At 66.2% G+C, this 18,028-nt stretch carries 17 protein-coding genes; 8 read left to right on the top strand and 9 right to left on the bottom strand.

Annotated elements, in window-relative coordinates; translation table 11 throughout:
* Positions 1-5 precede the first annotated feature (5 nt).
* Positions 6-920: an aldo/keto reductase gene (locus tag ACWF0M_RS26455; protein ID WP_452238402.1), complete on the bottom strand. Its 915-nt coding sequence runs from the start codon at positions 918-920 to the stop codon at positions 6-8.
* Between the two features lie 432 nt (positions 921-1,352).
* Here ACWF0M_RS26455 and ACWF0M_RS26450 point away from each other — a divergent pair, with 432 nt between their 5' ends.
* Positions 1,353-2,597, top strand: a complete 1,245-nt coding sequence (locus tag ACWF0M_RS26450) for a DNA cytosine methyltransferase (protein WP_452238401.1) — start codon at positions 1,353-1,355, stop codon at positions 2,595-2,597.
* On the opposite strand, the gene ACWF0M_RS26445 is transcribed toward ACWF0M_RS26450, so the two are convergent.
* The 3 genes from ACWF0M_RS26445 to ACWF0M_RS26435 all read right to left on the bottom strand — a co-directional run bounded on the left by ACWF0M_RS26445 (position 2,594) and on the right by ACWF0M_RS26435 (position 5,053).
* A complete protein-coding gene (locus tag ACWF0M_RS26445; protein WP_452238400.1) occupies positions 2,594-3,025 on the bottom strand; it encodes a very short patch repair endonuclease in 432 nt (143 codons plus the stop codon). The two genes, ACWF0M_RS26450 and ACWF0M_RS26445, sit on opposite strands and share 4 nt — an antisense overlap.
* Positions 3,026-3,107: 82 nt before the next feature.
* Positions 3,108-4,082 (bottom strand): NaeI family type II restriction endonuclease, encoded by a 975-nt coding sequence (locus ACWF0M_RS26440; protein WP_452238399.1) that lies wholly within the window; start codon positions 4,080-4,082, stop codon positions 3,108-3,110.
* A gap of 47 nt (positions 4,083-4,129) precedes the next feature.
* A complete protein-coding gene (locus ACWF0M_RS26435) occupies positions 4,130-5,053 on the bottom strand; it encodes a NaeI family type II restriction endonuclease (RefSeq protein WP_452238475.1) in 924 nt (307 codons plus the stop codon).
* A 183-nt stretch (positions 5,054-5,236) separates the two neighbouring features.
* Here ACWF0M_RS26435 and ACWF0M_RS26430 point away from each other — a divergent pair, with 183 nt between their 5' ends.
* Positions 5,237-6,433: a restriction endonuclease gene (locus ACWF0M_RS26430; protein ID WP_452238398.1), complete on the top strand. Its 1,197-nt coding sequence runs from the start codon at positions 5,237-5,239 to the stop codon at positions 6,431-6,433.
* Positions 6,434-6,462: 29 nt separating this feature from the next.
* Here ACWF0M_RS26430 and ACWF0M_RS26425 read toward each other — a convergent pair whose 3' ends face one another.
* Both ACWF0M_RS26425 and ACWF0M_RS26420 read right to left on the bottom strand, forming a co-directional pair.
* A complete protein-coding gene (locus ACWF0M_RS26425; RefSeq protein WP_452238397.1) occupies positions 6,463-7,056 on the bottom strand; it encodes a hypothetical protein in 594 nt (197 codons plus the stop codon).
* Positions 7,053-7,412, bottom strand: a complete 360-nt coding sequence (locus ACWF0M_RS26420; RefSeq protein ID WP_452238396.1) for a hypothetical protein — start codon at positions 7,410-7,412, stop codon at positions 7,053-7,055. The genes ACWF0M_RS26425 and ACWF0M_RS26420 overlap by 4 nt, the downstream gene beginning before the upstream one ends.
* A gap of 449 nt (positions 7,413-7,861) precedes the next feature.
* Here ACWF0M_RS26420 and ACWF0M_RS26415 point away from each other — a divergent pair, with 449 nt between their 5' ends.
* Positions 7,862-8,194, top strand: a complete 333-nt coding sequence (locus ACWF0M_RS26415) for an effector-associated constant component EACC1 (protein WP_452238395.1) — start codon at positions 7,862-7,864, stop codon at positions 8,192-8,194.
* A gap of 3 nt (positions 8,195-8,197) precedes the next feature.
* Positions 8,198-10,912, top strand: a complete 2,715-nt coding sequence (locus ACWF0M_RS26410; protein WP_452238394.1) for a caspase, EACC1-associated type — start codon at positions 8,198-8,200, stop codon at positions 10,910-10,912.
* A 35-nt stretch (positions 10,913-10,947) separates the two neighbouring features.
* Here ACWF0M_RS26410 and ACWF0M_RS26405 read toward each other — a convergent pair whose 3' ends face one another.
* Complete coding sequence (locus tag ACWF0M_RS26405) at positions 10,948-12,078, bottom strand: epoxide hydrolase family protein (RefSeq protein ID WP_452238393.1); 1,131 nt, start codon at positions 12,076-12,078, stop codon at positions 10,948-10,950.
* Positions 12,079-12,132: 54 nt separating this feature from the next.
* Between ACWF0M_RS26405 and ACWF0M_RS26400 the strand changes: the two genes are divergently transcribed.
* Positions 12,133-13,146 (top strand): helix-turn-helix transcriptional regulator, encoded by a 1,014-nt coding sequence (locus ACWF0M_RS26400; protein WP_452238392.1) that lies wholly within the window; start codon positions 12,133-12,135, stop codon positions 13,144-13,146.
* 65 nt (positions 13,147-13,211) lie between these two features.
* Here ACWF0M_RS26400 and ACWF0M_RS26395 read toward each other — a convergent pair whose 3' ends face one another.
* Both ACWF0M_RS26395 and ACWF0M_RS26390 read right to left on the bottom strand, forming a co-directional pair.
* On the bottom strand, positions 13,212-13,856 hold the full coding sequence (locus ACWF0M_RS26395) for a response regulator (protein ID WP_452238391.1): 645 nt from the start codon (positions 13,854-13,856) through the stop codon (positions 13,212-13,214).
* On the bottom strand, positions 13,853-15,955 hold the full coding sequence (locus tag ACWF0M_RS26390; RefSeq protein ID WP_452238390.1) for a histidine kinase: 2,103 nt from the start codon (positions 15,953-15,955) through the stop codon (positions 13,853-13,855). The genes ACWF0M_RS26395 and ACWF0M_RS26390 overlap by 4 nt, the downstream gene beginning before the upstream one ends.
* Positions 15,956-16,110: 155 nt before the next feature.
* Between ACWF0M_RS26390 and ACWF0M_RS26385 the strand changes: the two genes are divergently transcribed.
* From ACWF0M_RS26385 to ACWF0M_RS26375, 3 genes are read left to right on the top strand one after another with little or no spacing between them, the layout of a single operon-like run.
* Positions 16,111-16,455: a hypothetical protein gene (locus ACWF0M_RS26385; protein ID WP_452238389.1), complete on the top strand. Its 345-nt coding sequence runs from the start codon at positions 16,111-16,113 to the stop codon at positions 16,453-16,455.
* The gene (locus ACWF0M_RS26380; RefSeq protein WP_452238388.1) at positions 16,452-17,135 is read left to right on the top strand and encodes a hypothetical protein; all 684 of its coding nucleotides are present in this window, start codon (positions 16,452-16,454) and stop codon (positions 17,133-17,135) included. Before ACWF0M_RS26385 ends, ACWF0M_RS26380 begins: the two co-directional genes overlap by 4 nt.
* A 52-nt stretch (positions 17,136-17,187) precedes the next feature.
* Positions 17,188-18,009: a methyltransferase domain-containing protein gene (locus ACWF0M_RS26375; RefSeq protein WP_452238387.1), complete on the top strand. Its 822-nt coding sequence runs from the start codon at positions 17,188-17,190 to the stop codon at positions 18,007-18,009.
* The last annotated feature ends 19 nt before the right edge of the window (positions 18,010-18,028 follow it).

Raw genomic sequence — 18,028 nt, 5'->3', positions numbered from 1 at the left:
CCGACCTACCAGGCGTAGTCCTCGGGCGCAGTCTTGTAGCCCGGGAAGATTTCGTCGAGGCGGGTCAGCGACTTCTCGTCGAGCTTGATGTCGACCGCGCGTACGGCGGACTCCAGCTGCTCCATCGTCCGCGGGCCGACGATCGGGCCCGTCACGGCCGGCTGGTGCAGCAGCCACGCGAGCGCGAGCTCACCCGGCTCGTGCCCGAGCTCGTCCGCGAACTCCTCGTACTGCTCGATCTGCGGCCGGAGCTTCTCGAGCGTCTCCTTGGAGCGGCCCTCGAGGCGCCGTACACCCTCGTTCTCCTTCCGGATCACGCCACCCAGCAGCCCGCCGTGCAGCGGCGACCACGGGATCACGCCCAGCCCGTACGCCTGCGCCGCCGGCAGCAGCTCACGCTCGACGTCACGCTGGATCAGGTTGTACAGCGACTGCTCGCTCACCAACCCGTTGTAGTTCCGCTTCGCAGCCGCTTCCTGCGCCTGCGCGATGTGCCATCCGGCGAAGTTGCTCGACCCGGCGTACAGGATCTTCCCCTGCTGTACGGCGACCTCCATCGCCTGCCAGATCTCTTCCCACGGCGTGTTCCGGTCGACGTGGTGGAACTGGTACAGATCCACATAATCCGTCTGCAACCGCTTCAGGCTCGCGTCGAGCGCCCGCCGGATGTTGAGCGCCGACAGCCTTCCTTCGTTCGGCCAGCCATCGCCCATATCGCCGTACACCTTGGTCGCCAGCACCGTCTTCTCCCGGTTCTTGGCTTCCTTGGCGAACCACTCGCCGATGATCTCCTCGGTACGGCCCGGGTAGATAGACCGCCCGTACCCATTGGCCGTATCGAAGAAGTTGATCCCCTTGTCATGCGCCGCATCCATGATCGCGTGCGCATCCCCCACCTCAGTAAGAGGCCCGAAGTTCATAGTCCCAAGAACGATCCGACTAACCGACAGACCTGTCCGCCCAAGCTGAGTAAAGTCCATACCTCCAAACCTCCATCCACCACGGACAGATGTCCAACAGGAGAATCCGCACAGTCTGATCGTCCGGACTTCTGAGCGCGCCGCCGGCCCGGCCGGAGAGTAGTGTCTGGACGTGCCCGGAAAGTAGTTGGGGTGAGGGCCGGCCTGCGTCCCGCGACAGCGTGCGGGCAGGCGCTAAGCTCTGCCTGTTCGATCCCCTGGCAGAGCGGAACCCGTCGGCATGAGATGCGCCGAGTCGAAGCAGCGCAAGGCTCGAGATCTGACCTGGCCTAGCTCGACTCAGCCCCTTGCCGCGAACCTGTCCGCGGATTTGACCAGGCCCGAAGCTCGTCTCTACACTCGAACAAATGTTCGAACTACGGGGGAGGTCTCGTGAGTTCATTGCGAGTAGTAGAGATCTGTGCAGGGGCAGGCGGTCAGGCCCTCGGGCTTGAGCTTGCTGGGTTCGAACACGCGCTGGCTGTCGAGCTCGACCCTATGGCTGCGGAGACCTTGAAGCTCAATCGGCCGAAGTGGGACGTGCGCGTTGGCGATGTCGCCGATCCCGCAGTCTGGGATCCTGAGCAATTCCGCGATGTGGACCTCCTGGCCGGAGGAGTGCCTTGCCCTCCGTTTTCCATCGCAGGCAAGCAGCTCGGTGCGAATGACGAGCGCGATCTGTTCGCATGGGCAGTCGAGCTCTGCGGCGTGATGCGGCCGCGCGCTCTGATGCTTGAGAACGTTAGAGGTCTGTCCGCGCCACGCTTCTCGGCGTACCGGCAACACGTTCTCGACCGCTTGAATGACCTTGGGTACGTCGCCGACTGGCGTCTGCTGCACGCATTCGACTACGGGGTTCCGCAGTTGCGTCCCCGCTTCGTACTCGTCGCCCTGAGCGAAGAGGACGCGCCGTACTTCAGCTGGCCTGAGGCTTCGTCAATTCGGCGGACTGTCGGCGAAGAGCTCGTGGATCTCATGGCTGCGAATGGATGGAAGCACGCCCGCCACTGGGCAGACCGGGCGAACAAGATCGCTCCCACCATCGTTGGCGGTTCTAAGAAGCATGGGGGAGCCGACCTAGGCCCAACCCGCGCCAAACGCGCTTGGCGTGAAATGGGCGTCGATGGTCTGGGTGTTGCGGACGCGGCGCCATCGGCCGACGCTCCCGAGGATCACGACCCGAAGCTGACGGTCGAGATGGTTGCGCGACTTCAAGGCTGGGACGAGAGGAAGTGGCATTTCGCGGGCCGCAAGACCTCGAAGTATCGCCAGATCGGGAACGCTTTCCCGCCTCCGGTCGCGAGGGCGATCGGCCGCCAGATCGTCGCCGCCCTCAACCACGAAGGCGAGCCACGCGTTCAGACCGAGGCAGTGACTCACGATGAGGTCTATCGAGTCCTGCGAGCTGCCACTGACCCGCTCACGATTACCGAGATCTTCGAGCAGATCGATGGATCTCTGACACTCGAGGAGATCGAGTTGCGTCTCAAGCACCTGATGCGTGACTTCAACATGCAGCCCGTCGACTCCGAATCGGGCGAGCCGGCCTACAAATTAGGCGACTTCCGGGCCTTCATCGGCCAAGACGATCACGTCCGTCATGAATACCTAGCCCAGATGCGCTCGAAGGTCAGCTAGCTGCGGTCGCGAAGAGCGCGCACGACCTTCTCGACGGCGTCGTCGATCGCTTCGTGCTCCCATATACGGACGACCGACCACCCGTCTTCGCCCAACGCAGCATCAGCGAGGAGATCTCGTTCGACATTTCGCTGGAGCTTCGGCGACCAGTACTGCGAATTCACCGACGGCTGCCGCCCATGCTCAGGGCAGCAATGCCAGAAGCACCCGTCGATGAACACTGCGACCTTGCGTGCCGTGAAAACGATGTCCGGCCGAACTCGGCGTGATGACGTGTAGACGCTGAGATCCTTGCGGAAGCGGTAGCCAGATCGGTGCAAGGCCGAGCGCAGCAGGATCTCGGGTTTGGTGTTCGTCCTCCGGATGGCTTGCATGTTCCGCGATCGTCCGGGGGTTGTGGGCGTCTCCACTAGCCTGTCGTCTCCCATGTGCCTGACTCACTCTTGCTGGCTCGGTCGTTCGAGGGCTTCTGGTCTCCTGTCTGGTGGCTGGAGGAGATGGACCGCGGCGTCACTTCGCCTTGCGTACGTCGGGAAGCTTCGGCGCTGGTTCGACTACCAGTTCGCCCTCACGCGCGAGGCGCCAGGGCCGCCCCTCCAGCTCAACAGTCCAAGGCGCTCCGGGCTCGGCCGGAACAACCCGCAGGCTGATCACCTCACCTGGGCCTGGGATCTCGACTCCAAGTTTTCTGGCGACCGTGCGATGGGCCTCGTAATCGCCGCCAGGGATCAGATAGCCCACCTCCCGAAGCTTCGTCCGCGATCCGTTTCCGTTGTCTCGCAGCCGAGCCATGTAGTCGTCCTGCTGGGCCAGAGTCGCGATCGTGTTGCGCCCAATCCGTCGCTCTGTCACATGTCTGAGCAGCTCCGTCACTCGAGCTTGCCCCGACTTCGGGGCGAGGATCCTCTGGAGTGTCGCCGCGTCCAGACCAAGAAGCACGTTGGGCGGCAGACTCGCCTCGTAATGCAACCAATCGATCTGCTGCCGTCCGATCAAGCTCAGCTGAGTTTTGCCGTCCCGATTCACGCTGGACCGCCGGTTGTCATCAGTCGCTCTCACGACTCCAAGACACCACGTCCCACGCTGGTCATCAGCCCAGGCCACCAGCAGCAGTTGACCGAAGCACTCAGGCGGCAGCATCCATCCACCGAAGCTCTGCGAGAACTTGCAGTCGACGTCATATCCACAGATCGAGTAGTCCAGAGCATTACCTTCGACGGTGTCATCGATGACGTCGTCAAACTCGCGCCGAAGATTGATCTCCAGCAGCGTCCCGTAGTGAGTCTTCTCAGTCTTGTACAACTGATCCCACCGAAACCGCCCAGTGTGCTGCCCGTCGTACAACTGGTCATACGTCGCCCTAAACACAGCCGCGGCCCGCGTCCCATCCGGATCGGCCTTGCTGAAGGCTCGAACCACCTGATCGCGCGCAGCGTCAGACTCCAGCCGCACAGTCGGCATTCCAGGCAGCACCGAATCACTCACGACCACTGAGGATACCGGCGAAGGTATCTTCGGGAACTCTGGTGTGATTACCGCGGGACGACCGGCGCAGGCACGACCGGGTCGTCTGCGGTTGCCTGCCGCCACCACGAGCCCTCAATTTCGGCGCCGACGGAGTGCTTCGACGGGACGACTCGGCATACCACGAACTGGCCTTTCGCTGGCACGGGCAAGCTGAGTGCCTGCGCGACTGCGGGATCGTTGTCCTGGTGACCGAGGACGAGCAGGCCTTCCGGACGCAGCTTGTCGCGGGCACCACCGTTCGAGCGCATCCGCTTCATGGGATCGTCCAGTCCCCATCCGACCGTCTCCACTGTTGTCCTTCGGAGGATGACGCCCGGTAGTTCCCGACAGAGTTGGAGCAGTCGCGCCTGCCCATGCCGGTCGCCGGATCGCGCGCGGGCTGAAAAGATCCGCTCGCGTTGCGCGGCGGGCATCCGAAGCAGCTGGTTTGGCGCCAGGCCAGGGTGCTCGGCCCAGAGCCACCGAACTCGCCCGACGCCGTCCCGAGTCAGCTTTCGCTTTGCGTCCCTGTTCCTGGATTCTCGGAGTACGTCGGATGTTGCGCGCACGATCCCAGCACGCCAGGCGCTGTCCTGGTCATTGGCCCACACGACGAGGGCTAGATGGCCCTCCATTTCCGGCCCGAACTCCCAGCCGCCGATGGACTGGGAGAACTTGCAGTCCACCTCGATGCCAGCGATCCGATAGTCGGTGACGTCGCCATCGGCGAACTCGAACTTGCGGTGGAGATTGATCTCGACCAGGGTGCCCATGTACGTCTTCTCAGTCTTGTGGAGAGCGGAGTAGCTCCAGCGCCCCCGGCGTCGGCCGTCAAGGAGTTGATCGAGCGTGTCGCGTAGTACGCCTGCGACTTCATCGCCGGTTGGATCGAGCCGGAGAAGCTCTGCCGCGACTGCGTCATTCTCAGAGGAGCCCGATCGAGGTGACATTCCTGGCAGCATGTCCGGCATTCTCTAGCAGGCCCCCTCGATCCGTCGTGGAGTCGCGAGCTTAGTCTGAGGTGGCCGTCGCCAGCTCTCGATTGCCTCAATTGTTGCCGAGTCGAGCCTCGAGCTACTGCCCGCCCGGCTGACATTAGCTCGGTCGATCCCGGCGCGAGATAGCCTGCACCTGTGGCTGGTCCCATCTTTCCCTTTGTTGGGCATGAATCCGCAGATCTGGTCGTCGATGCTGTCTACGCTGGAGGGTCCGCGGGATCTGCGGCAGATGATGCACTGGCGCGTCTGTTGCCTGTGGGCAATCAAGGTGGTTTCCGGCCGAAAGGATCTCCGCGCGACGGAACGGCACGACTGGTTGCCCTGTACACGTCCGGGACAGAGGTCGACTGGCCGGACATTCTCGACCCGCGGACCGGTGTGTTCACCTATTTTGGAGACAATCGGCGGCCGGGGCGCGAGCTTCACCAGACTCAGCGCGGTGGGAATCTCTTATTGCGGGACGTGTTCGCGCTCGGACATGGAACATTGAACGATCGCCGAGGAGTCCCACCGTTTCTGCTGTTTCACAGGGCTATGCCTGGCCGGAGTGTTGCCTTCAATGGCTTGCTGGCGCCGGGCGCCGCATCGCTATCGAGCGACGACGATCTCGTTGCCGTCTGGCGCTCCACCGGTGGCCAGCGCTTTCAGAACTATCGGGCGCGATTCACCGTGCTGGATGCTGGCCATATACCGCGGGCGTGGATCAGCGACGTGCTAGCCGGCCGGGCATATGAGAGCGAGCACTGCCCAGCAGCCTGGAGGTCGTGGGTGGATGGGAGGGTCTATGTGCCGCTGGAGGCTCCCGCGACCACCGTCGTCAGAGCCAAGTCTCAACAGCTCCCCAGCGACCCAGTTGGGCGCGCGATTCTGGCCGAGATTCGCGGCCATTTCCAGGGGCGCGAGCACGAGTTCGAGCCGATAGCCGTTGAGCTGTGGCGCCTTGTCGCGCCCGCTACTGGGCGATGTGACGTCACACGCCCCAGCCGCGACGGCGGCCGAGATGCGGTTGGGCAGTACATGATCGGGCCAGAGTCTGATCCGATCGCTCTCGACTTCGCGCTTGAGGCCAAGTGCTACAGCGCTGACACGTCCGTCGGAGTCCGCGACGTCGCCCGGCTGATTTCGCGGATCAGGCACCGTGAGTTCGGTGTATTCGTCACGACCTCGCACTTCGCGTCGCAGGCGTACTCGGAGGTGCGCGTCGATGGACACCCGATTGTCATGATCTGCGGTCAGGACATAGTCGATGCGTTGAAGGCTCATGGGTACACCGATGTCGCGCGCGTTCGCGCGTGGCTAGACCGGCTATCAACCCACGATCCGCGTGGGTAGCCCGCCGTAGGCGCTGACGGCATGAATCGTCAGAGTTCCCGGCTTGGGGGACTGTGTCGTTGAGCGACCCGCAGGTTCTGAATTGGCGGTCCGCCGTGGACCGCGCCTGAGGCCGGGGCGACGCTGGATGCTGCCGCCAGGGCAATGCGGAGATCCTGCGGGAGAGCCTGGCGGATCGGGGCTATGTCGGATGAGGCGCCGTACAACCTGAATGTGTTGCGCCGGACGCCGACCTCGCGGCCCAGGCGTTTGGCGGCGACCTCGAACGGGCGGTCGTCTTTGCGATGTTCGAAACACACGGCCTCGCGGTAGGGCGGGCCGCCGTCTTCAGGCTGGAACTCGCGATAGACCAGTCGGTGGGACGCTCCGAGTTCCTGGCTTCCGCGGGTCTCGGGGATGACCGGCAACTTGATCTCGGCACAATCGCCGAGGTCGTGAGTGGCGAAGCGAAGGCGTTTGCCTTCGAAGTCAGCTTCCTCACCGTTTGCGATGGCGCGAAGGCCAGCCCTGAGCGCGCGCAGTTCACGGGCGCGCAGGCTGTCCGGTTGGGTCGTGGCGGCTCGCTCGAGTTCGCGTAGGTAAAGCAGCAGCTCGTGATTGACGAGGAGCCGGTACTGACTCATTTCGGCTTGCGGAACTCGGAGTCGTCGATCTCTTCGTCGAGATCCCAGCCGAACTCGGCGGCGACCTCCTCAATGGGAGCAGAAGGCCCACCAGGATTCTGCAGACGGTGCCGAGCGAGCGAGTACGAGGAATCGAAGCCCTCCTGGTCCGTCGCCGCCTCGGTCAGGGCTCGCCAGACCTCGAACGGGATGACCGCAGCCTCGGGCTGGCCGGCGTCGCCGAACACTAGAGGCTCGGCTGCGCCGGACCGGAACATTTGGAGCAGGGCCGGCAGGTTCTTCGAGGCTTCTCCGGTCGAGAGGACCCAGACTGTTCTCCCATCGGGGAGCAGATGTTGCGTCTCTTCGGGGTCCATTCGTGGTCCTTTCGGTTGGTCGGTCGTGTTCAGGATAGGAGTTTGGTGCGGCTTGCGAGGTGGGTTATCCACAGGGGGCCGAGGGCTGTTGTCGGGTGGTGGGGCGGGCGTAACTTCGGGAGTGGGTGAGGTGGGGGTGCGCGCCGGCTGGGGGTGTGTTGGCCGGTGGAGGAGGCTCTGCCCGGACGTCCCTCCAGCTGGGTGGAGCTCAAAGGAGCCCGGGGTGCTTTGGCGCTCCGGGCTCCCTGTCTGAGCGGGGCGCGGGCGAGCGAGGTGCGGCGCCGATGATCGCGGTGGCGCCGGCGATTGGATGGTGCAGGTGGGGCGGGCGGTAGGCGGATGGGTGCGGGTTGGAAGTGGGTGGCTACTTACCGTTGCGGAAGGGTGGGGTTGTCGAGGATTATTGGCGCGAGGTTGGGAGGGGTGGGGTGTGGGTTGATGTGGTGTTGGTGGATGGGGATCCGGAGGTTGCGGATCGGGGGATTCGGCAGTTGCGGCGGGAGTTGCGGCAGCAGTTCGAGACGCGGGATGTGTTGACGTCTGCGCCGGACGGGGCGAAAGGTGACGCGGCTGCGGTGGGGGCGGTGGCGGTTGCTTTGGGTGGGGCGGGTGGGATGGTGCCGTTGCTGATTGCGGTACTTCGGGATTGGCTGGGTCGGCGTACCGCTGGGCAGCGGGTGAAGCTGACGGTCGGGGACGAGTCGATCGAGGTGGAGGCGGCCTCGGGCGAGGAGCAGCGGCTGTTGGTCGAGGCGTTCCTGCGCAGGTACGAAGCGAGCTGAGGGATGGGGCAGCGCCGGGCCTTGCTGGTGGCCACGTACGAGTACGAGGATGCCGGGTTGCGGCGGTTGGCGGCGCCGGAGCGGGACGTCGAGGCGTTGGCCGAGGTGCTCGAGGATCAGGCGATCGCGGGGTTCGACGTACAGGTACTGATGAATCGGCCCACGCACGAGGTGGGGAAGGCGATCGCGGACTTCTTCGCCGCTGGTGAGCGCGACGACCTGATGCTGCTGTACTTCAGTGGGCACGGGTTGAAGGACGACAACGGCCGGCTGTACCTGGCGATGCAGAACACGGTGCGGGACAGCCTGCGGTTCACGGCGTTGTCGGCGGTGTTGGTGGGGGAGGCGGTGTCGGAGAGCCGGTCGCGGCAGACGATCCTTATTCTGGATTGCTGCTACAGCGGGGCGTACGCGGCGGAGCAGTTCGCCAAGTCGGATTCCGCCGTACACACGAAGGAAGCGTTCGGTGGGCGCGGGCGGATCGTGCTGACCGCGTCGGATTCGACGCAGTACGCCTTTGAGGGAACGGAATCGGTGTTCACGCATCACCTGGTCGAAGGGCTGCGTACCGGTGCCGCCGACCTGGACGCCGACGGGGATGTGACGACCGACGAGCTGTACGACTACACCTACAAGGCCGTTGTCGCTGAGCAGCCGGGTCAGCGCCCGCGCCAGTTCGCCGAGACGGAGGGCCGGACGGTCGTTGCCTCCAACCCGCGTTGGGCGCTGCCCGAGTATCTGGCGAGCGCGATCAACAGTCCGCTCGCCGAGATCCGTCGTACTGCGCTAGCACCGCTAGGGCAGTTGCTGCAGGCAAACAACGAGCTGGTACGCCGTACCGCGCGCGAGCAGCTCGAACGACTCCGGGACGACGACAGCCGGAGCGTCGCGGCCGCGGCGCAGGCGTACCTCGACAACCCGCCGCCACCTGTCCGACCGCAACCAAGCGCCGCACGAACCCCCACACAAACGCCCAGGCGGACCACCGGACCGACGTTCGGAGCGGCGGCGCGAGCGACTGCCAGGCGGTGGCGCGACCGTTTCCGCCTGCCGGATCTGGACTGGCCGATCCTCGGTCTGACGATGATCGCCGCCGCCGCACAGGTCGTCTGCGCGGTCGTCGCAACGCCGCGCATCTGGGAACTGATTGTCGTAGCAGTGCTAGCGGTTGCCGTCATCCCGGTGGTGATCAGGTTGCGCGCCGACGCGGCCGCGTTCGCCGTTGGACTGGCGGGACCGGCGCTCCTGGCGACCGCTATGGCGACCGGCTGGATCACGCGCGAACTCCGGTCAGACCTGCACCCGTTGCCGGCGACCTGGTACTTGATTGCATCCGTGGCGTGGCTGGTCGCAGGCCTCATCGGCCTGCTCCGGTTGCGCCGTACGCCGCCAGTGAGAAACCCACCACCCAAGCTACTGATCGGGCTCGGCGCCGCCGCGGCAGTCCTGGTGCTCGTGATCCTGTTGTACTTCGATCGCCACAGCAGAGTGCATCTGCTCAACGTGGTGCTCCTCTACCTGCTCACAGCTGAGGTCGCGATCGCGGGACCGTTGATTTCTTTCAACCGCCAGTTCCTGGTCGGCTGGGTCGTGAGCGGATTCGTGGTTCTGTTCGGCTTCCTGCGGTTCCAGAGCAAGACCGACCTGCAGCAATTCGCCGCAATCGCCCTGCTCGCGGTCTGGCTCGTTCTCGGTGTCGCAACCGTGAAGCTAGGGACCGGCAAGCCACTCCGCCGCTGGATCACCCCGGCCGCCTTCGTGGCCCCCGCAGTACTCGGCATTATCGCGATCAACGTCATACCGCCTGCTCCTCAGGCTCCGCTGGCGGTCGGCCTCGCGCTCAGCCCGGACAACCGGTTCCTGTACGCGACCGATGTCGAGAACGGCCGCGTGATCAGGTTCAGTACGACGACGCAGGAACGCGTCGGCGATCCGCTGGAGGTCGGTGAGTTCCCGAGCAACCTGATCGTCGCGCCCGACGGATCCCGGCTGTACGTCGCCAACTCCAATTCGAACTCGGTCTCGGTGATCGACGCCGCGACCTGGGCCGTGGTCGGTCAGCCGATCGCGGTCGCGCCCGGGCCGACGAAGTTTGCGCTGAGCACTGCAACGCATCGCTTGTTCGTGTTGAGTCAGACGGCAGCGACGATCACCGAGATCAACACGGAGACGCTGGCGACGGTCGGTGGGCCGCTCGCCGCGGGATCGACCCCGACGGATGTCGCGATCGACGACAGCGGCCGGCTCTACATCTCGTCCAAGGACACGAACACCGTTGCAGTCATCGATGCCAAGTCGCGGCAGGCGGCACGGGGCGCGATCAAGGTCGGCGAGGAGCCAGGTGACCTCGTCCCAGGACCCGACGGAGCGATCTATGTTGTCGGACGTGACAATTACGCGGTCATCAACACGAAGGTCGCGGTGACGAAGCCGGAGCCGGACGTTCTGCCGGGACCGATCACAGCGGGTGCCACGAGCAACGATGGCAAGCACCTTTACGTCTTCGGGCGGTCGGGCAACGACGACACGGTCGGGGTCGTCGACGTCGGCAGCGGCGAGGTCGTCGGGTCCCTGATTGGGAACCTCGGGCTGCCCTCGCGGATCGCGGTCAGCCCGGACGGACAGCGGATCTATCTCAGCCGGTTCTTCGAGCCTGGCATCGACGTACTCGACAGTTCCGGGCCGAAGCAGATCGGGATCATCGACACCAACGGCTGAAAGGCCGGCCCGCGGGGCCGGCCTTTCCACCAGCGTCAGAGGTTGCGGAAGAACTTGCGGAGGTCCTCGGTGACCTCTTCGGGGCGCTCGAGGGAGGCGAAGTGGCCGCCCTTCTCGAAGTTGGACCAGTGCACGATGTTGGTGTTGTCGCGATCGGCCAGCGGGCGGATCGTCTTGAAGTCGTCGGCGAAGACGGCGACGCCGGTCGGGGCGTAGTTGAGCTGCGGCTCGGCGCCGGAGTTGGCTTCCTCGTAGTGGTACCGGCCGGCCGCGGCCGAGGTGTTCGTGAACCAGTACAGCGAGACCTCGGTGAGGATCTGGTCCTGGGAGACCAGGCTGGTGCCGTTGCCGAAGTTGTTGAAGAGTTCGTTCCAGGCGAGCTGGCCGACCGGCGAGTCGGAGATGCCGACGGCAACGGTCTGCGGGCGGGTCGAGTTGATCGCGTTGTACCCGCCGACCGACTGGAACCACTTCAGGTGCTCCAGCGCCGCGTAGTCCGCCGGCGTGAACTTCTCGAACTCGGCCGGGTCGCCCGACGGGAACGAGAACAGTTGCAGGACGTGCAGGCCGAGGAAGCCTTCAGGATTGAGTACGCCGAGCTCACGCGAGATCATCGCGCCACCGTCGGACCCGTGCGCGCCGTACGACGTGTAGCCGAGCCGCCGCATCAACGTGTCGTAGGTCCGCGCCACCCGGGCCATCGTCCAGCCCCGGTCGACCAGCGGCGTACTGAAGGCGAAGCCCGGCATCGACGGTACGACGACCGAGAACGCGTCCTCGGCGGATCCGCCGTACGCGACCGGGTCGGTGAGTGGGCCGATCATGTCGAGGAAGTCGACGAACGAGCCCGGGTAGGTGTGCAGCAGGAGCAGCGGGGTCGCGCCCTCGACCGCGGACGGCACGTGGATGAAGTGCACGGTCTGCCCGTCGATCTCGGTCAGGTAATGCGGGAACTCGTTCATCCGGGCCTCCTGCGCCCGCCAGTCGAACCCGTTCTGCCAGCGGTCGACCATCTCGCTGAGGTAGTGGTTCGGAGTGCCGTAGTCCCAGTCGTCGCCCGGCGCGGCCTCGGGAAGGCGGGTCCGCGCGAGGCGGGCGTTCAGGTCGTCCAGGTCGGCCTGGGCGATCGTGACGGTGAAGGGCCGGATGCTCTCGTTCGTGTTCATGGCTCTACCGTAGAATCCGTATAGGAACATTAGATTCCTAATTAGGAGATTGATTTGCTAGAGACTTCGCAGCGTCTGCTAGCACTGCTAGCTCTCCTGCAGACGCGCCCGGCGTGGACCGGTTCCGAGCTGGCCGAGCGGCTTGATGTGACGACGCGGACGGTGCGGAACGACATCGATCGGCTGCGCGAGCTCGGGTACCCGGTCGACGCGACGCGCGGTCCGGCCGGCCACTATCAGCTCGGCGTCGGCGCGAAGCTTCCGCCGCTGCTGCTCGACGACGAGGAGGCGGTCGCTGTCGCCGTCGGTCTGCGGACCGGCGCGGGCGTGGTCGGGATGGGGGACAGCAGCGTCCGCGCGCTGACCAAGCTCGAGCAGGTTCTCCCGCACCGGCTGCAACGTCAGGTCGAAGCGATCAACAAGGCGATGGACAAAGGCCCCGACAACACCCGGGCGAACATCGATCCGCCCGAGATCGACACAACCCTCTTGTCTACAATCGCCGCATGTATCCGCGACGAGCACTACCTCCGGTTCGAGTACGCCGTACCGGAAGGGGACTCGCTCTACAAGGCCGGATCGAGTACGACGCAGGACCTGCCGATCCTGGTGGAGCCGTACCGGCTGGTGAGCTGGCACGGGTACTGGCATCTCGTCGCCCGTGACGAGCAGGCGGTCTGGCACACGTACCGGGCCGACTGGATGTCGTTGCGGATGGCAACGGGTCGCCGGTACCAACCGCGGCCGATGAAGGACGACGAGTACGCCGACTTCGTCCTGCGGGACGTGGCGTCGGCCGGCTGGAAGGTGCATGCCCGGATCACGGTGTACGCGCCCGCGCGGGAGGTCCTGTCCCGGATCAACGCCGCCGTCGGCATCGTCGAATCGGTCGACGAGAACACCAGCGTCCTGGTGACCGGCGCCGACTCCTATGAGCTGATCGCGGTCTACATCGGCATGCTCGGCCTCGACTTCCGGGTCGACGGCCCACCGGGTCTCGTTGCCCACCTGGAGGTCGTGGGCAACCGGTACCTGAAAGCGATCCTTGGCGTACAGAAGAACGGGTAGTGGTCGCGGGATTTGCGGTCGGTGCCGGCTGGATCAGGCGGCGGAGTGGCGTGCGGGTGGGAGGATTACCCGTCCTTCGGTACGCCGAGGCCGGCGTTGCGGGCCTGGATGATGGCGGTGGCTCGGTCGGCGGTGCCTAGTTTGGTGAAGATGGTGGAGACGTTGTTGGCGACGGTTTTCGGGGCGAGGTCCAGGCGGATGGCGATCGCGGGGTTGGAGAGGCCGGCGGCCAGTAGGTCGAGGATCTCGCGTTCACGGGTGGTGAGTTCGGGGAACGGGTCGGTCGGTGGTGGGGCGGCGAAGAACGTGAGGACGCGGCGGGCGACGCCGGGGCCGAAGATGGCTTCGCCGGCGGCGACGGCGCGGATGGCGCGGGCGATCTCCTCCTGTTCGGCGCCTTTGACGAGGTAGCCGCGGGCGCCGGCGCGCATGGCGGCGAAGACCGAGTCGTCGTCGTCGAACATGGTGAGGACCAGGACGGCGACCTCGGGTGCGGCGCGGGCGAGTTCGCGGGTGGCGGCGAAGCCGTCCAGGTCGGGCATTTGGAGGTCCAGTACGGCGACGTCGGGGCGGGTTGTGACGACCTCGCGGATCGCCTCCCGGCCGGTGGCGGCGACGCCGACGACCTCGATCCCGGGCAGCGAACTGAGCAGTGCCTCCAGCCCGGCCCGAACCACCGGATGGTCGTCGGCCAACACAACCCGAATCACCGCACCTCCAAGGAAGAATCAGCCGGCTGCCCGACGCCGGCGGGAGCTCGCGTTGTGCTTGTGGTGGCGGCTGGGGTGCGGGGCCCGGCTTGGGCGGGTGTGTCTGTGTGGGCGGGGGAGGTGGTGGCGGCTGGGGTGGGGAGGGGGAAGTGGGCTTGGACTTGGCCGCCGGTGGGGGTTGGGCCGGCTTGGAAGGTGCCGCCTAGTTCGGCGGCTCGTTCTTGCATGGCTTGGAGGCCGACGCCGGGGTGCCAGGGGGCGGTTGGCGGGCCGTTGTCGGTGATCTCGATTTCCAGGTCGGTTCCGCAGCGCAGCGCCAGTACGGCGGATGTCGCCCGGGCGTGCCGTACTACGTTTGTCAGCGCCTCTGTCGCGATTCGGTACGCCGCGACCTCCAGCGCGGCCGGCAACGTCGGCAACCCGGAGGCTGAGACCTCGACGCGGATCGCTGCGCCGTCGGCGCGGATTGACATCTGGTCGGCGCGTTGTTGCAGGGCTCCGAGGAGGCCGAGTTCGTCCAGGGCCGGCGGGCGTAGGTCGTCGACCAGGCGGCGTACGTCGGCGATCGCGGAGCGGGTGTCGGCGCGCAAACGCGCAAGCAGTTCGACGGCTCGGGACGCGTCGGCGGAGAGGGCTTTGTCGGTGGTGATGAGGTTGGCGGCCGCGTCCGCGGAGAACGCGACGCCTGTGAGGGTCGGCCCCAGCCCGTCGTGGAGGTCCCGTCGTAGCCGGCGTCGTTCCTCTTCCCGTGCAGACACGAGCTTCTCGCGCGACGACTGCAACTCCGCCGACAACCGCGTCGCGTGCACCGCGACTGCCAGCGGTACGGCGACCAGCCCGAGCACACTCCGGTCGGCCGACGACAACCCCGACTCACCCGACCGAACCCCGACCTCGAGCGTCCCGACAACCTCACCGCCGTACGACAACTCCAGCGGTACGACGGAACCCACAGCCGACCCGTCCGCGATGACGCGGCCGTCGGCGACTAGTGCGGCGTATGGGAGGCGTAGGGCGGAGCGGATTGCGGCGACTACGCCTGGGAGGCCGGCGGATAGTTGTTCGCCTACTCGGGAGGCGACTCGTGCTGGGTCGTGGCGGTCGCCGTACAGGGCTCGGTCGACCAACTGCTGGAGGCGAGGTAGCACCGGTGCGATGATCAGTGCGACGAAGACCGTCACCGCGGCCGAGCGGCCGACCTGTGACGCGATGAGTGAGTCGAGGAGCGCGACCAGCGCCGCATAGCTGCCGATGGCAACAAGCGATAGCAACGCCCACGTCAACGCGCGCGACACAACCAGCCGGATATCGAGCAGCTGGTAGCGGACGATCGCCACCGCGACAGCGATCGGGATCAGCGGGATCGCCAGCAGGACAAGGATCGGCGTACCGGCGACGAAGGCCCAGGGCGTGACGAAGAGCAGTGCGATCACCGAGGCCAGGAGCAACCACAGCAGTTGCCGGCGGCCCATTTCGTCGGCGCGGCGGTAGCGGATCGCGAGGCAGATCAGGGCGAGCAGGATCGCGACGAGGTTGCGTACCTCGGTCGCCGTCCACAGGGGTTGCAGGGCGTCGAAGTCGGGCACGGTGAGGATGCCGCGAGGAAGGTCCGGTGAGACCGGTTCACCGCTCCCGGCCATTTCCAGGACGAAGAGCGGCGAGGTCGCGATGATTCCGATCGCGGCCCAACGCCAGCGCGGCGACAGCAACCGGCCGTCCGGGAACAGCAACAGCGCCAGCGGCAGGAACAGCCCGATCGACCACGGCCAGGTCGCCAGCGAGACAGTGACGAGAACTCGTTGCGCGGTCTCATTGTGCACGACAAAAGCGAGGGTGTCGGCGAACGGTGTCGTGGCGTGGCCGATCCCGTCCGCGAGGAACAGCCAGCCGATCGGGTTGGCCGGCCGGTGCCAGGCGATCACCGCGCCGCAGAGGCCGAAGGTCAGGCCCATCACGCCGTTCGTGACGACGAAGTTGTCGACCAGTTCACCCCAGCCCCAGCCTGCGGACAGGCCGTAGACGACAGCGAACGTCACCTCGGCGATCACCAGACCGGCCAGCGCACCGGCCAGGCCGCGTCGGTTCACGGAGGTTGTCATACCGGCAGTGTGCGCCCGGAACGTTCCCGGCGTCTCGGGAATGTGATCCCGGATCGGGCAGGGAATCGCCCGCCCGGGTGGGATCCGGCGCCCAGGCGGACGGTACGGCGCACGCGTCACGGTGGTGCCCAACACGGAAACAAGGGGGTAGGAAGATGTACAGATTCGGGCTGGTACTGCTCGGGTTGCTCGCGCTGATGGACGTGGCGACGCCGCTCCTGACCGACGGGGATCACCCGCCGATGAGTATCGCGATCGGGTCCGCGGTGGTCGGGCTGATCAGCCTGGTGCTGGTCGGGTTCGCGTGGCGCGGGAAGCGCTGGGCGCTGGCGCCGTTGATCACGCTGCGGTTGGCTTCGGCGCTGCTCGCCGTACCGGCGTTCTTCGCGTCCGACGTACCGGCAGCTGCGGTCGCCGCGGCGGGATTCGGGGTCGGTGCGACAGTCGTCGGCGTCATCGCCGTACTGCTGCCGAAGCGCGAGCTGGCAGGCGCGCGATGACACAGACGATCAGCCGTACGACGAGCGCGGACATCCGCCCGGTCTGGCGATGGGTGGCCGCGTTGATCCTGCCGATCGGACCGGCGGCGGTCGCGCTGCTGCGGTTCCTGCTGCCGTACAACACGACGGACGACGTACCGACGATCACCAGCAAGATCGTCGGCCATCTCGATCGCGGTTCGACCGTGCTCTGGCTGGCCTACCTCGCGTGCGTCACGCTGGTGCCGGCGGTGTACTTCGTCGGTCGGCTGACGCGCCGCAGTACGCCGTGGCTCACCGGGATCGCGGTATTCCTGATGGTTCCTGGCTACCTGTCGTTGCCGGTGGCAGCGTCGAGCGACGTGTTCGCCTGGTCAGCTGGGACGGCCGGTCTCGACCAGGCGTCGATCACGAGGGTCGCCGAGGTGACGCACGGCTCGACGGACCTGGCCGGGGTGGTGTTCGTGGTCGGTCACGTGCTCGGCACCATCCTGCTCGGGATCGCGATGTGGCGCTCGGGAGTCGGCGGGCGGTGGGCTGCGGTGGCCGTGGCGATCTCGCAACCGCTGCACTTGACCTCGGTCATCATCAGCAGTCACCCGCTGGATCTGGTCGGCTGGGGCCTGCAGGCAGTGGGATTCGCCGCGGTGGGTTGGGCGATCCTGCGGATGTCGAACGACGAATGGCAGCCGCTGTCGTGAAGCGTTCCTGGGCCCGTGCGGCGTTAGTCTCGGATCGGAGGGGGAGATCCAGATGACCGATGTATCGGACGGGCCCGGGTTCGTGACCCAGCGCGGCAGCTTTCGGGCCGCGCACGTGGCCGAGCAGAACGTTGAGCAGCAGGCATTCGTCCTGGATCAGATGGCCTGGCGACCCGCGATCCGGACCTTGAAGTCGTGGGCGCTGGACCAGTTGGCGCCGGCCGCGGGGGAGACGGCGGTCGACGTCGGCTCCGGGACCGGCGAGGACGTGGTCGCGTTCGCCGGGTTGGGCGCCCGGGCGATCGGCGTCGAGCCCAGCCCGGGCCTGCGAGCCGAGGCGGTACGACGTGCCGCCGGCGCAGACGTCGAGTACGTCGATGGTCACGCCGAGGCACTGCCCTTCGCCGACGAGTCGGTGGACGTACTGCGCTGCGAGCGGGTCCTCCAGCACGTCGACGACCCGGTGCCCGTGGTGAAGGAGATGGCGCGCGTACTGCGTCCCGGCGGCCGGATCGTGCTGATCGACACCGATTGGGCGACCGCGATCGTGCACCCGGCCGATCCCGGCGTACTGCAGCGCATGGTCGACTACTTCCTGCACGAGACCGCCAACCCGTACTCAGGCCGCCGGCTCCGCGGTCTGCTCGCCGATGCCGGTCTTGAGATCACCGGTGAGACCGCGGCGACCATGATCGAGTCGCAGGACGGCGCGCGGCAGGGCTTCGTCGGGATGATGCACCTGACGTCGTTGCAGGCCGGTGTCATCACCGAGGCGGAGGCCGAGGCATTCGCCCGGACACTCGCGGAGGCGGCCGATCGCGGAGCGTTCCATCTGTCGTTGACGATGTACGCCGTGAGCGCGCTCAAACCCTGAGAATAACCGCACGGAATGC

This window comes from Kribbella sp. NPDC055110, from assembly GCF_053607525.1.
The sequence above is the reverse complement of the archived record's forward strand: the minus strand, read 5'-3'. Positions and strand labels throughout refer to the sequence as shown.